The sequence below is a fragment of the Pseudomonas sp. Irchel s3f19 genome (assembly GCF_900187555.1).
GTDB classification, from domain to species: domain Bacteria; phylum Pseudomonadota; class Gammaproteobacteria; order Pseudomonadales; family Pseudomonadaceae; genus Aquipseudomonas; species Aquipseudomonas capeferrum.
Window position 1 is genome coordinate 377,411 of record NZ_FYDW01000001.1, and the last position, 14,266, is coordinate 391,676.

A 14,266-nucleotide genomic window follows, 5' to 3' on the forward strand; every position below is an offset into this window, starting at 1 on the left:
ACCCTAAAAACTGGCCAGATCATGAATCCAGGGAATGACCGCAATCGAATAATTCGTTTGCGGAATAACCCGCCGGCACGCTTGGATAATAAGAAACTCGAACAAGGTCCGCGTGCCCCATGAATCAGGAAAGTATCAGCCAGTCCATTGCCATCGTTCACCCCATCACACTTTCCCATGGCAAGAATGCGGAAGTCTGGGACACCGACGGTAAACGTTATATCGACTTCGTCGGCGGCATCGGCGTACTCAACCTGGGGCATTGCAACCCTGCCGTGGTCGAGGCGATCCAAACCCAGGCCACCCGCCTGACCCACTATGCCTTCAACGCCGCGCCCCATGGCCCGTACCTTGAGCTGATGGAACGCCTCAGCCAGTTCGTCCCCGTCAGCTACCCGCTGGCCGGCATGCTGACCAACAGCGGCGCGGAAGCGGCGGAAAACGCCCTGAAAGTAGCCCGCGGTGCCACCGGCAAACGCGCCATCATTGCCTTCGACGGGGGGTTCCATGGCCGCACCCTGGCCACCCTGAACCTCAACGGCAAGGTCGCCCCCTACAAACAACGGGTCGGCGAGCTACCCGGCCCGGTCTACCACCTGCCTTACCCCAGCGCCGACACCGGCGTCACCTGCGAGCAGGCGCTCAAGGCCATGGACCGGCTGTTCAGCGTCGAGCTGGCGGTCGAAGACGTGGCAGCGTTCATCCTTGAACCGGTGCAAGGCGAAGGTGGCTTCCTCGCCCTCGACCCGGCATTCGCCCAGGCACTGCGCCGCTTCTGCGACCAACACGGGATTTTGATCATCATCGACGAGATCCAGTCGGGCTTTGGCCGTACCGGCCAGCGTTTCGCCTTCCCTCGCCTGGGTATCGAGCCAGACCTGCTGCTGCTGGCCAAAAGTATCGCTGGCGGCATGCCACTGGGTGCGGTAGTCGGGCGTCAGCCCTTGATGGCGGCGCTGCCCAAGGGCGGCCTGGGCGGCACTTACTCGGGCAACCCGATTGCCTGCGCGGCGGCGCTGGCAAGCTTGGCGCAGATGACCGACGAAAACGTCGCCACCTGGGGCGAGCGCCAGGAGCAGGCCATCGTCAGCCGCGTGGAGCGCTGGAAAAAACAGCACCCCTTCATCGGCCGCCTGACCGGCGTCGGAGCAATGCGCGGCATCGAGTTCGTCAATGCCGACGGCAGCCCAGCCCCCGCGCAACTGGCCAAGGTGATGGAAGCGGCGCGGGCCAAGGGTTTGCTGCTGATGCCCAGCGGCAAGGCGCGGCACATCATTCGCCTGCTGGCACCACTGACCATCGAAGCCAATGTGCTCGAAGAAGGGCTGGATATCCTCGAGCAATGCCTGGCCGAGCTGAACTGAGGGTTACAGGCCCAGTTCTTCGGGGGTGAGCATGTCGGACTCGAAGGCGATCCAGCCGCCTTCGAGTTCGGCGTGGCCGTTGACGATCGGGCCGTAGTAGGTCAGGCCGTTTTCCAGGGTGACGCAGATGTGCGTGGCGGGCTTTTCGGGGGCCGCGAGCGCGCCGACGAAATGCACCTTTTTCAGGGTTTCAGTCACCGCTTCAAGGCCAACACGGATGTTGGCGTTCTCCGATGCCTCGACATCGCCCCCACGGTCTTCGGTGCTGACGGTCACGGTGGCGATGTACGGGTACTTGCTGCTCAAGCGGGTTACCTCAATAGGATAGGTAGGCGTGTGGGCGCGTAGAGTACGGCAGCCTTTCGTTGTTGTCTCTACTGGCCTGATCGCGGGCAACTCGGATCGCCGCACCGCCGCCAACAGGTGATCTGAATGCCCCGATCTGTTAGGGTGCCCGCCGATGCACGCCACACCACACGAGGATCCCGAGTGAGCGCCGAAGAACCCCTGATCGCCGACCTGTTCGAGGTCGACAAACGCCTGTCCCTCAAGCCCGTCGTGGACTTCAACAACTACCTGCGCAACGCGTTCGCCGAAGGCCCGTGCCAGTGCCACCGCTGCCGTGACGGTGGCGACCAGAATAGCTACAGCCATCAGCACAACTTCACCCTCGAAGGCCGAGCGCTCAACCGCCGCTTCGCCACCACCGCAGGCAGCGACGTGCTGCTGGTGCTGAAAAAAGCCTGGTTGTCGTACCACAAGGAAGACCTGAACCTGGTCGGCGCACTGGACCTGGCCAAGCTCAAGACCTTCACCGACGCCGCCCTGCACGAGCGCCTGCTGGCCCTGCTGCCCGCCAGCGGCCTGGCCCGCGAAGTGGACGGCCAATGGTTGCTGCAAGCCCAGGCCGACTGACGGCCCGGCGGTAAAGCAGGATTCTTCCGGTCTGCTACCTTGGGAGAATCCGCATCCCCGCAGGTAGTCCGCCATGGCCCGTACAACGCCCATCGAGCTGTATCGCAATATCGGCATCGTCGCCCACGTGGATGCCGGCAAGACCACCACCACCGAACGCATCCTGTTCTACACCGGGGTCAACCACAAGATGGGCGAGGTGCACGATGGTGCCGCGACCATGGACTGGATGGCCCAGGAACAGGAGCGCGGCATCACCATCACCTCGGCGGCGACCACAGCCTTCTGGCAAGGCTCGACCAAGCAGTTTGCCGACAAGTACCGCTTCAACATCATCGATACCCCAGGCCACGTCGACTTCACCATTGAAGTGGAGCGCTCGCTGCGCGTGCTCGATGGCGCCGTGGTGGTGTTCAGCGGTGCCGACGGGGTCGAGCCGCAATCGGAAACCGTCTGGCGCCAGGCCAACAAGTACCATGTACCGCGCCTGGCCTACATCAACAAGATGGACCGCCAGGGCGCCGACTTCCTGCGCGTGGTCAAGCAGATCGACCAGCGCCTGGGGCATCACCCGGTACCGATCCAGCTGGCGATCGGCAGCGAAGAGCACTTTATCGGCCAGATCGACTTGGTGAAGATGAAGGCCATCTACTGGAACGACGCCGACCAGGGCACCACCTATCGGGAAGAAGAGATCCCTGCCGAGCTTCGGCCGCTTGCCGACGAATGGCGCGCACACCTGGTCGAGGCGGCCGCCGATGCCAATGATGAACTGACCCAGAAATATCTCGACGGCGAAGAACTGACCATCGACGAGATCAAGGCCGCCTTGCGTCAACGCACCATCGCCAACCAGATCGTGCCGACCATTCTGGGCTCCTCGTTCAAGAACAAGGGCGTGCCGCTGATGCTCGATGCGGTGATCGACTACCTGCCCGCGCCCTCCGAGATCCCTGCCATCAAGGGCACCGACCCAGACGATGAAGAAAAACACCTGGAACGCCACGCCGACGACAACGAGCCGTTCTCGGCCCTGGCCTTCAAGATTGCCACCGACCCGTTCGTCGGCACCCTGACCTTCGCCCGGGTGTACTCCGGCGTACTCAGTTCTGGCCATGCAGTGCTCAATTCGGTCAAGGGCAAGAAGGAGCGCATCGGCCGCATGGTGCAGATGCATGCCAACCAACGCGCCGAGATCAAGGACGTCTGCGCCGGCGACATCGCCGCGCTGATCGGCATGAAGGACGTGACCACCGGCGACACCTTGTGTGACATGGACAAGCCGATCATCCTCGAACGCATGGACTTCCCCGACCCGGTCATCTCCGTGGCGGTAGAGCCCAAGACCAAGGCCGACCAGGAGAAAATGGGCGTTGCCCTGGGCAAGCTGGCCCAGGAAGACCCGTCATTCCGGGTACGCACCGACGAAGAGACCGGCCAGACGATCATCTCTGGCATGGGTGAGTTGCACCTGGACATCATCGTCGACCGCATGCGCCGCGAGTTCAACGTCGAGGCCAACATCGGCAAGCCGCAGGTGGCGTACCGCGAGAAGATCCGCAACACCTGCGAGATCGAAGGCCGCTTCGTCCGCCAGTCCGGCGGGCGCGGCCAGTATGGCCACTGCTGGATCCGCTTCGCCCCTGGCGACGAAGGCCAGGAGGGCTTGGAGTTTATCAACGAGATCGTCGGCGGCGTGGTGCCACGCGAGTACATCCCGGCCATCCAGAAGGGCATCGAGGAGCAGATGAAGAACGGCGTGCTCGCCGGTTATCCGCTGATCAGCCTGAAGGCGGCGGTGTTCGACGGCTCCTACCACGACGTCGATTCCAATGAGATGGCCTACAAGATCGCCGCCTCCATGGCCACCAAGCAACTCTCGCAAAAAGGCGGGGCGGTGCTGCTGGAGCCGGTCATGAAGGTTGAGGTGGTGACGCCGGAGGAATACCAGGGCGACATCATGGGCGACCTGAGCCGACGCCGTGGGATGATTCAGGATGGCGACGAGACGCCAGCCGGCAAGGTGATTCGTGCCGAGGTGCCGCTGGGTGAGATGTTCGGCTATGCCACGTCGATGCGCTCGATGACCCAGGGGCGGGCCAGCTATTCGATGGAGTTCACCCGCTATGCCGAGGCGCCGGCCAGCATCGCCGATGGCATTGTGAAGAAAAACCGCGGCGAATGATCGTGCGCCCAGTGCCAGCAACTGCCTGGCTCATATGCCCAAAGCCGGCGTGATCTCAGTGGGAGCGGGCTTGCCCCGCGAAGAGGCCGGCCCAGACACTGCCACTGCCTGGCACCGGCTTCGCCGGTGTTCGCGGGGCGAGCCCGCTCCCACCAGGGATCATGACAACGCTCAGTGCTGTTCGCCGGCCCGTTTCAGCAGCTTCTTGCAGCGCTCGGACAGGTGCACCACCCGCAACTGCTTGCCCGCCTTGGCATAGCGCTCGCGCAAGGTCTTCAACGCCGCAATTGCCGAGTAGTCGACAAAGCTCAGGTGCTGACAATCCAGGGTGACCTTGGCCGGGTCGCCCGCCGCATCGAACTGGTTGAGAAACGGCGTGACCGAGGCAAAGAACAGCGTGCCATGCACCTGGTAGCGCTTGCCCCCCTCGCCGTCCTCATAGCTGTCGGCATACAACTCCCGGGCATGCTGCCAGGCAAAGTTCACCGCCGCGATGACGATACCGAACAGCACGGCCATGGCCAGGTCGGTGAACACCGTGACGACGGTCACCGCAATGATCGCCAACACATCGCTGACCGGCACCTTGTGCAACACGCGCAACGAGGCCCAGGCAAAGGTCTGCTGGGCAACCACGAACATCACCCCTACCAGGGCCGCCAGCGGGATGCGCTCGATCAGCGGCGACAGGAACAGCACGAACAGCAAGATCATCACCCCAGCGACCACCCCAGACAGCCGACCACGGCCGTTGGAGCTGAGGTTGATCACCGTCTGCCCGATCATCGCGCAGCCGCCCATGCCGCCACATAGCCCGGAGACCATGTTGGCCGCCCCCAGGGCCACGCACTCGCGGTCCGGGAAGCCACGGCTCTCGGTGATCTCGTCGGTGAGGTTGAGTGTCAGCAGGGTTTCCAGCAAGCCGACCATGGCCATCAGCACTGCGTACGGGGCAATGATCTGAAGCGTTTCAAGGTTCCATGGCACACTCGGCAGTGCCAGTTCCGGCAAGCCGCCGGCGATATGCGCCATGTCGCCGAGGGTACGGGTCGGTAAACCGAGCAGGTACACCAGCAGGCCTACCCCGAGGATGGCCACCAGCGCGGGCGGCACGGCGCGGGTCAGCTTAGGCAGTACGTAGACCACCAGCATGGTCAACGCCACCAGGCCGATCATCAGGTACAGCGGTGCACCACTGAGCCAGTGATCGCCCTGCTTGAAGTGCTCCAGCTGGGCCAGGGCGATGACGATCGCCAGGCCGTTGACGAAGCCGAGCATCACCGGGTACGGCACCAGGCGCACCAGTTTGCCCAGGCGCAGCACGCCAAACAGAATCATCACCACCCCGCCCAGCAGCACCGTTGCCAGCAAGTACTGCACGCCGTGTTGCACCACCAGCGCGACGATCACCACCGCCATCGAGCCGGCAGCGCCAGAGATCATGCCGGGGCGGCCGCCAAACAGCGCGGTCAGGGTGCAGATGATGAAGGCGCCATACAGGCCCATCAACGGGTTGAGGTGCGCCACCAGGGCAAAGGCGATGCACTCGGGCACCAAGGCGAACGAAGTGGTGAGGCCGGCGAGCACGTCGGCGCGGAGTCGGGCGGGTTTCATGGCGTTCCTGTGAGGCGGTCCAGGCGGACGGGCTGGCAAGCAAGGGGCGCAATGTTACGGAATTTGTCTAACAGCGGCCACCGCTCAACGCACCCGGTCAAGGCTCTGTACCGCCAGGTCCAGCGCACGCTGCATGTCCAGGCGCGCCGAGCGGCCCAGGTCCGGGTGGTTCAGCCGGCCGCCCCGCTCAGACGGCAAAATCGGCGCAGTCAGGTCTTCGGCATCCATGGCTTCGAAGTCCTGCTCGGTACCTAAGGTCAATGCACTGCGCCGCAACAACATGCGGACCTGCTCGGGTGTCAGTGCCGGGTTGATCGACAACATCGCCGCCACCGTCGCGCTCACCAGCGGCGTGGCATACGAGGTGCCGCAGTGTGGCTTCTTGGCACCCGCGGGGCGGATGCAGGCCGCGGCGCTGACATCGACGCGCATGTCGATGTTCGAGCTGCGGCGCTTGCGCACATGCTGCGGGTCCTCGACCGGCACCGCCTTGTCGCTGCGCTGGTGGCCGCCCACCACCAGCAATTGCTCGGTAATGAACGACGATGGCAAACGGTATTCGTCAGTGCCGGACCACGAGGCGCCGTTGCCCGCCGAGTTGATGACCACCACGTCTGGGTGCTCGGCCCGCAACCAGAGGAAGAATTCTTCCAGCAGCTCCTCATACCCGCTCATCGCCAGGCCCGAGCGGACCAACGAATCGACTTCATCACCCGCGACATTCTTCGCGCCCACCCGATGGATGCCCCAGCTCCAGTTCAGAACGCGCACGCCGTCTTCGACAAGGTTGACCGAAGCCGCGATGTTGGCGGTGATACCGGCATCCGAATTGCGTTCGACAATGACCTCGAAGCCCGGGCTGGAATTGCCCAACCCCGGCAGAAACCCGCCTTCCACGCCTTTGCCCTGAGCCGCGAGAATGCCGGCGACATGGCTGCCGTGGCTGTCGGCACGGTTGCCATCCCGGCCATACAGGCAGGTATTGCCCTTCGCACAGGCACCGCGATAGCCGATGAATCCCGGTGCGTCGAAATCCACATCGCGCTCGATCACCCCGACGCGAATGCTCTGTACCGCCACCTTGGAAGCAGGGATGCGCCGCTGGTAGAAATACAGCGCATCCATGAAGCGGTTGGCCGCCCACTCGTCCGCCTGGTCCATGGCCTGGCGGCTGAGACCGTCACCTTCCTCTGCACGTTCGGGGGCGGACTCTTCGACAATCACGGCATCGACGCTGACTTCACTGCCCATGCGCAGGATCATCGCGTCGCGCTGCACCAGGTCGTGCACCGGCAAGCGCAGTTGATAGACATTGAGTGGTGGGATGGCGCCGACCACCTTGGCGCCAAACTTGTCGGCGATACGCTGTGCTTCTTTGCGGCCGTCGTGTTTTTCTTCGATCAACAGGCTTACCAGGTCGAGGTACGTGGTCAGCCCATCCATGTTCTTCGCCACTTCCCCGGGGCCAGCGGCGAGCACATGGCTGCCCTGGCGGCTGAGCCAGACGGGGTTGCTCTTGCGCCCAGCGGCCTCGATCCACAGCGGCGCGCTGCGCTGGGCGGTACTGTGCAAGGTCAGCTTGAGGTTATCGCCTTGCCGCTCGATATCGGCCTGCGGCAATTGCGCGTCGCCGAGCCAGACCGCAGGCATCTGCGGCCCCAGCCCTTCGCTGCGCAAGCACCATTGCGGGCGCCTGGCATCAGGCAGGTCACCGCAACGCTGAAGTTGCTTGATGCGCAGCGTGTCCCCGGCCGCACCGGCAACGCTGGCGAACAGGCACAACAACAACGTGGCACAGTGCTTCATGCGGTCACTCCCGACGGCGTCTGAGGTTGCGACTGCCGGGGCAAATCAAAGGTTCAGCCGCAGCCCGATGTCAGTCGTTGATGCGCAGCCTGCACAACCTGAGCAAATTTGCCATCATGTTGATTCCCCCTGCGGAGATCATGGACATGCCGCTACGCCCCTTTTTCGCCTCGCTGCTGCTGGCGGCGAGCCTGAGCGCTCAAGCCGCCACCGAAGTCATGCCGCTGCAGTACCGCAGCAGTGCCGAGTTGCTGCCCGCCGCGCAATCGTTCATCGGCAAGGACGGCACCGTCAGCGCCTTCGAGAACAAGCTGATCGTCAATGCCAGCCCCGAGCGCATCGACGACCTGCGCAGCCTGCTGCAACAGCTGGACACCGCGCCCAAGCGCCTGCTGATCAGCGTCGACAACAACGACAGCAACTTCCAGGACAACCGCGGCAATGCCCATGTCATCCGCTACGGCACCAGCAACCGTGAAGGCGGCCTGCAACAGGTGCAGGCCAGCGAAGGCCAGGCGGCGCTGATCCAGGTGGGCCAGAGCATACCGGTGACCAGTACCAGCACCGACGGTTACGGGCGCATCCAGAGCAACACCGAATACCGCAATGTGACCCAAGGTTTCTACGTCACCCCAAGCTTGAGCGGCGAGACGGTTCGTCTGCAAATAAGCACCAATAATGACCGCATCAGCCAGGAACGTGCCGATGTAGTGAAAGTACAAAGCACCGACACGACCGTCACCGGCAAGCTCGGCGAGTGGATTACCCTGGCGGGGTTCAATCAGCAGAGCCAAGCCGATCGAAGCGCATCCAGCCACACCTACAGCACACAGCGCGGCGAAAACATGACTTTACGGGTAAAAGTCGACCTTCTGGACTGATCCCAGGCAATTCAAGGCCTCGACCAAAGGCCTTGAAACTGACTGCCGAGTCGTATTAGACCAAAGATGTAGTAACTTAAAAAAGTCACTACAAAACATTTGACAGGCACTTTTTCCCAAGGGCATGATGGCCTCGCTCCCGCTAATCAGGGGCCCTGGCAAGGGCCTTCGAGGCGTGCTCCTCCTACCCTTGGAGGCGCCTCGTGTCTATACGGCCCACAAGGCGGTTCGACGGGATTGCGACTGCAACGAAGAAGTTGTCCCGAGGGACGGAAGCGCATCACCGCAGTTCTGGCAATCGCGTCGCACCGCAGCAAGGCAACCACGAGCCGACCTGCAGGGCACACCTTCGCCTGGCCTGCCCCTCCTTCCCCTTCGAGCCTTCGCGTTCGCCGCCGCACTCCCCCCGGACAGGACAGCCGTCAGGCCTCTGATCTGCACCCGAGCATCAGCACAATTACCCCAAGATCGATGCGACGAGGTTTATTTCCATGGCACTGACACGCGAACAGCAAATTGCAGCCCTCGAGAAAGACTGGGCCGAGAACCCGCGCTGGAAAGGCGTGACCCGTACCTACACCGCCGCTGATGTCGTTCGCCTGCGTGGCTCCCTGCAGCCGGAGCACACCCTGGCTCGCCAGGGCGCAGAAAAACTGTGGAAGCTGGTCACCCAAGGTGCCCACCCGTCCTTCCGCCCAGAAAAAGATTTCGTCAACTGCATGGGCGCCCTGACCGGCGGCCAGGCAGTGCAGCAGGTCAAGGCCGGCATCCAGGCCATCTATCTGTCTGGCTGGCAGGTTGCCGCCGACAACAACTCGGCCGAGTCCATGTACCCCGACCAGTCGCTGTACCCGGTCGACTCGGTACCGACCGTGGTCAAGCGCATCAACAACTCGTTCCGCCGCGCTGACCAGATCCAGTGGAAAGCCGGCAAGAACCCAGGCGACGACGGTTACATCGACTACTTTGCGCCCATCGTGGCTGACGCCGAAGCCGGTTTCGGCGGCGTACTGAACGCCTACGAGCTGATGAAGAACATGATCGAAGCGGGCGCCGCCGGCGTGCACTTCGAAGACCAGCTGGCCTCGGTTAAAAAATGTGGCCACATGGGTGGCAAGGTACTGGTACCGACCCAGGAAGCCGTACAGAAGCTGGTTGCCGCGCGCCTGGCAGCTGACGTCTCGGGCGTGCCGACCATCATTCTGGCCCGTACCGACGCCAACGCCGCCGACCTGCTGACCAGCGACTGCGACCCGTACGACCAACCGTTCGTGATCGGCGAGCGTACCCGTGAAGGCTTCTACAAGGTCCGCGCCGGCCTCGACCAGGCGATCTCCCGCGGCTTGGCCTACGCTCCGTACGCCGACCTGATCTGGTGCGAAACCGCCAAGCCTGACCTGGACGAAGCCCGCCGCTTCGCCGAAGCGATCAAGAAGGAGTACCCGGACCAGATCCTGTCGTACAACTGCTCGCCTTCCTTCAACTGGAAGAAGAACCTGGACGACGCCACCATTGCCAAGTTCCAGCGCGAGCTGTCGGCCATGGGCTACAAGCACCAGTTCATCACCCTGGCCGGCATCCACAACATGTGGCACGGCATGTTCAACCTGGCGCACGACTACGCCCGCAACGACATGACCGCCTATGTGAAGCTGCAGGAGCAGGAATTCGCCGATGCCAGCAAGGGCTACACCTTCGTGGCGCACCAGCAGGAAGTGGGCACTGGCTACTTCGATGACATGACCACCGTGATTCAGGGTGGGGCTTCGTCGGTGACTGCACTGACTGGTTCGACCGAGGAAGAGCAGTTCCACTGATAGCAGTGGGCTGGTGAAGCGAGGCCCGGGGTTCGTGAGGACCCCGGGCTTTTTATTGTAGAAGGGCTTGCCACGACATTTTCAGCGCCTATGAGATCGAGCGCCGCCCGCGCGGCGCTCGATCTCATAGCCACCACCCCCTCACGCCAAGCACCTGCCAACCCCACCCCCTTCGCCAAGGCAGGTAAAAGCAAAACCCAGAATCCGGACTATGCTTGGGGCAGCCCAGTAGCAGCCGCCACCCGCCACCCCCATGCCCTCTCAATCACTTCGTCAGCCCACAATGGCTCAACCGATAAAGTATTGACCCAGAGCGGTGCGCGAGGGTTTGGAAGCTGCTAGAACGAGAGTTTTTCTCATTTGCAAGTAGCGCGGCAGCCCGATGAACTTGCAAGGCTCACTAAAGGAGAATTTCAACGCATCAAATTTAATGCGATTAATTATCATTACGAACTTACCAATTCGTTACGCCGCGCAAGAAACATAATTAACAAAAGCGCACGCAATGCCCGAATTTCAAGGCTTTCAGCCAGTTACGAAAGAGTTTTGTTCTTAATCCTACGAATAAATTTGCCACAGAAATTTTACTTGCACCGGGTTTACCCATAAAATCAGCGCGATTGATTCAGCTGCGACATTTGGTCACTGCATGTGCGACACCAAGTCGCCGCTCTACTTATTTCAGACTGCAGAGCTGGGTCTCTGTATAAGGATCTCTAGCATGTCCGATTCGGCAGGACTCATCGCCCACAACTGGGGCTTTGCCATCTTCCTTTTGGGTGTCGTCGGCCTGTGCGCCTTCATGCTCGGCCTGTCCAGCCTGCTAGGTAGCAAGGCCTGGGGCCGCGCCAAGAACGAACCCTTCGAATCCGGCATGCTGCCCGTCGGCAGCGCCCGCCTGCGCCTGTCCGCCAAATTCTATCTGGTCGCGATGCTGTTCGTGATCTTCGATATCGAAGCCCTCTTTCTCTTTGCATGGTCTGTGTCCGTCCGCGAAAGCGGCTGGACCGGGTTCGTCGAAGCGCTCGTTTTCATAGCAATTCTGTTGGCAGGTCTTGTCTACCTTTGGCGCGTCGGGGCACTTGATTGGGCTCCCGAAGGTCGCCGCAAGCGGCAAGCGAAGCTGAAACAATGAGGCTTTGGCAATGCAATACAATCTCACCAGAATCGATCCGGATGCGCCCAACGAGCAGTACCCGGTCGGTGAACGGGAAACCGTCACCGATCAGCTGCTAGAGGACCAGGTCCACAAGAACATCTACATGGGGAAACTCGAAGATGTGCTGCGTGGCGCGGTCAACTGGGGTCGCAAGAACTCTCTGTGGCCGTACAACTTCGGCCTGTCCTGCTGCTACGTGGAAATGACCACGGCCTTCACGGCGCCCCACGACATCGCCCGCTTCGGCGCCGAAGTCATCCGGGCCTCGCCGCGTCAGGCCGACTTCATGGTCATCGCCGGTACCTGCTTCATCAAGATGGCGCCGATCATTCAGCGCCTGTACGAGCAGATGCTCGAGCCGAAGTGGGTCATCTCCATGGGTTCGTGTGCCAACTCCGGTGGCATGTACGACATCTACTCGGTCGTTCAGGGGGTCGACAAGTTCCTCCCCGTGGATGTCTATGTGCCTGGCTGCCCGCCACGCCCTGAGGCTTTCCTGCAAGGCTTGATGCTGCTGCAGGAGTCGATCGGCCAAGAACGACGCCCGCTTTCCTGGGTTGTTGGTGATCAAGGTATTTACCGTGCCGAGATGCCAGCCCAGAAAGACCTGCGTCGTGAGCAGCGCATTGCAGTAACCAACCTGCGCAGCCCCGACGAAGTCTGATCCAGCGACCTGCCGCCCGCTCCCCAAGGAGCCGGCGGCCTGGCTTCATTCTTAACGTTGACCCAAAGCGACCGAGACCATGACAGCGGACAACGCTATTTTCATTCCGCCCTACAAGGCTGACGACCAGGATGTGGTCGTCGAACTGAACAACCGTTTTGGCGCCGAAGCATTCGTCGCCCAGGAGACCCGCACCGGCATGCCCGTGCTGTGGGTCAAGCGTGCGCAGCTCAAAGAGGTGCTCAGCTTCCTGCGCGGCGTAGCCAAGCCCTACAGCATGCTGTACGACCTGCACGGTGTCGACGAGCGCCTGCGCACCCAGCGCCGTGGCCTGCCCGCCGCCGATTTCAGCGTGTTCTACCACCTGCTGTCGGTCGAACGTAACAGCGACGTGATGATCAAGGTGTCGCTCAGCGAAGGCGACCTGAACCTGCCGACCGTGACCGGCATCTGGCCAAACGCCAACTGGTACGAGCGCGAAGTCTGGGACATGTTCGGCATCGACTTTGCCGGCCACCCACACCTGAGCCGCATCATGATGCCGCCCACCTGGGAAGGTCACCCGCTGCGCAAGGACTACCCAGCCCGTGCCACCGAGTTCGACCCCTACAGCCTGACCCTGGCCAAGCAGCAGCTTGAAGAGGAATCGGCACGTTTCAACCCGGAAGCCTGGGGCATGAAGCGTCAGGGCGCCAACGAGGACTACATGTTCCTCAACCTGGGCCCCAACCACCCGTCTGCCCACGGTGCGTTCCGTATCGTGCTGCAGCTGGACGGTGAAGAGATCGTCGACTGCGTGCCGGACATCGGCTACCACCACCGTGGTGCCGAAAAGATGGCCGAGCGCCAGTCCTGGCACAGCTTCATCCCCTACACCGACCGTATCGACTACCTCGGCGGGGTGATGAACAACCTGCCGTACGTACTGGCAGTGGAAAAACTGGCCGGCATCAAGGTGCCACAGAAGGTCGACGTGATTCGCATCATGCTCGCCGAGTTCTTCCGCATCACCAGCCACCTGCTGTTCCTGGGTACCTACATCCAGGACGTCGGCGCCATGACCCCGGTGTTCTTCACCTTCACCGACCGCCAGCGCGCCTACACCGTGATCGAAGCGATCACCGGTTTCCGCCTGCACCCGGCCTGGTACCGCATCGGTGGCGTCGCCCACGACCTGCCGCGCGGCTGGGACAAGCTGGTCAAGGACTTCGTCGACTGGCTGCCCAAGCGCCTCGACGAGTACACCAAGGCGGCCCTGCAGAACAGCATCCTCAAGGGCCGTACCGTCGGCGTTGCCGCGTACAACACCAAGGAAGCGCTGGAATGGGGCACTACCGGTGCCGGCCTGCGTTCCACCGGTTGCGACTTCGACCTGCGTAAAGCGCGCCCTTACTCCGGCTACGAGAACTTCGAGTTCGAAGTGCCGCTGGCCCACAATGGCGATGCCTACGATCGCTGCATGGTCCGTGTCGAAGAGATGCGCCAGAGTATCCGCATCATCGACCAGTGCCTGCGCAACATGCCGGAAGGCCCGTACAAGGCGGATCACCCGCTGACCACGCCGCCGCCGAAAGAGCGCACCCTGCAGCACATCGAAACCTTGATCACGCACTTCCTGCAAGTCTCGTGGGGCCCGGTCATGCCGGCCAACGAGTCGTTCCAGATGATCGAAGCGACCAAGGGCATCAACAGTTACTACCTGACGAGCGATGGCGGCACCATGAGCTACCGCACCCGGATCCGTACCCCGAGCTACCCGCACCTGCAGCAGATCCCTTCGGTGATCAAAGGCAGCATGGTCGCCGACCTCATTGCGTACCTGGGCAGTATCGACTTCGTTATGGCTGACGTGGACCGCTAA

11 protein-coding genes are annotated in these 14,266 nt (G+C 62.2%); 8 read left to right on the top strand and 3 right to left on the bottom strand.

Features of this window, described 5'->3' with window-relative positions; genetic code table 11:
- Positions 1-119: 119 nt before the first annotated feature.
- On the top strand, positions 120-1,364 hold the full coding sequence (locus tag CKW22_RS01755; RefSeq protein ID WP_047581219.1) for an aspartate aminotransferase family protein: 1,245 nt from the start codon (positions 120-122) through the stop codon (positions 1,362-1,364).
- Between the two features lie 3 nt (positions 1,365-1,367).
- Here the strand turns inward: CKW22_RS01755 and CKW22_RS01760 are convergent, their stop codons facing one another.
- Positions 1,368-1,670, bottom strand: coding sequence for a hypothetical protein (locus CKW22_RS01760; protein WP_033699169.1), 303 nt, complete (start codon positions 1,668-1,670; stop codon positions 1,368-1,370).
- A 183-nt stretch (positions 1,671-1,853) separates the two neighbouring features.
- On the opposite strand from CKW22_RS01760, the gene CKW22_RS01765 reads away from it, so the two are divergent.
- Both CKW22_RS01765 and fusA read left to right on the top strand, forming a co-directional pair.
- On the top strand, positions 1,854-2,279 hold the full coding sequence (locus CKW22_RS01765; protein ID WP_033699172.1) for a hypothetical protein: 426 nt from the start codon (positions 1,854-1,856) through the stop codon (positions 2,277-2,279).
- Between the two features lie 73 nt (positions 2,280-2,352).
- On the top strand, positions 2,353-4,464 hold the full coding sequence (gene fusA, locus CKW22_RS01770; RefSeq protein ID WP_033699174.1) for an elongation factor G: 2,112 nt from the start codon (positions 2,353-2,355) through the stop codon (positions 4,462-4,464).
- 171 nt (positions 4,465-4,635) lie between these two features.
- On the opposite strand, the gene CKW22_RS01775 is transcribed toward fusA, so the two are convergent.
- A complete protein-coding gene (locus CKW22_RS01775) occupies positions 4,636-6,078 on the bottom strand; it encodes a SulP family inorganic anion transporter (protein ID WP_033699176.1) in 1,443 nt (480 codons plus the stop codon).
- 84 nt (positions 6,079-6,162) lie between these two features.
- Positions 6,163-7,884, bottom strand: a complete 1,722-nt coding sequence (locus tag CKW22_RS01780) for a S8/S53 family peptidase (protein WP_047581221.1) — start codon at positions 7,882-7,884, stop codon at positions 6,163-6,165.
- Between the two features lie 146 nt (positions 7,885-8,030).
- Here CKW22_RS01780 and CKW22_RS01785 point away from each other — a divergent pair, with 146 nt between their 5' ends.
- From CKW22_RS01785 to nuoC, 5 genes are all read left to right on the top strand, one after another.
- Positions 8,031-8,765, top strand: coding sequence for a secretin N-terminal domain-containing protein (locus tag CKW22_RS01785; protein WP_033700171.1), 735 nt, complete (start codon positions 8,031-8,033; stop codon positions 8,763-8,765).
- A 491-nt stretch (positions 8,766-9,256) separates the two neighbouring features.
- Entirely contained in the window at positions 9,257-10,582 is a 1,326-nt protein-coding gene (gene aceA / locus CKW22_RS01790) for an isocitrate lyase (protein ID WP_033699180.1), read from the top strand.
- A gap of 721 nt (positions 10,583-11,303) precedes the next feature.
- Entirely contained in the window at positions 11,304-11,717 is a 414-nt protein-coding gene (locus CKW22_RS01795) for an NADH-quinone oxidoreductase subunit A (RefSeq protein ID WP_003251427.1), read from the top strand.
- 10 nt (positions 11,718-11,727) lie between these two features.
- On the top strand, positions 11,728-12,405 hold the full coding sequence (locus tag CKW22_RS01800) for an NADH-quinone oxidoreductase subunit B family protein (RefSeq protein ID WP_012313769.1): 678 nt from the start codon (positions 11,728-11,730) through the stop codon (positions 12,403-12,405).
- Positions 12,406-12,484: 79 nt separating this feature from the next.
- The gene (nuoC, locus tag CKW22_RS01805) at positions 12,485-14,266 is read left to right on the top strand and encodes an NADH-quinone oxidoreductase subunit C/D (RefSeq protein WP_033699182.1); all 1,782 of its coding nucleotides are present in this window, start codon (positions 12,485-12,487) and stop codon (positions 14,264-14,266) included.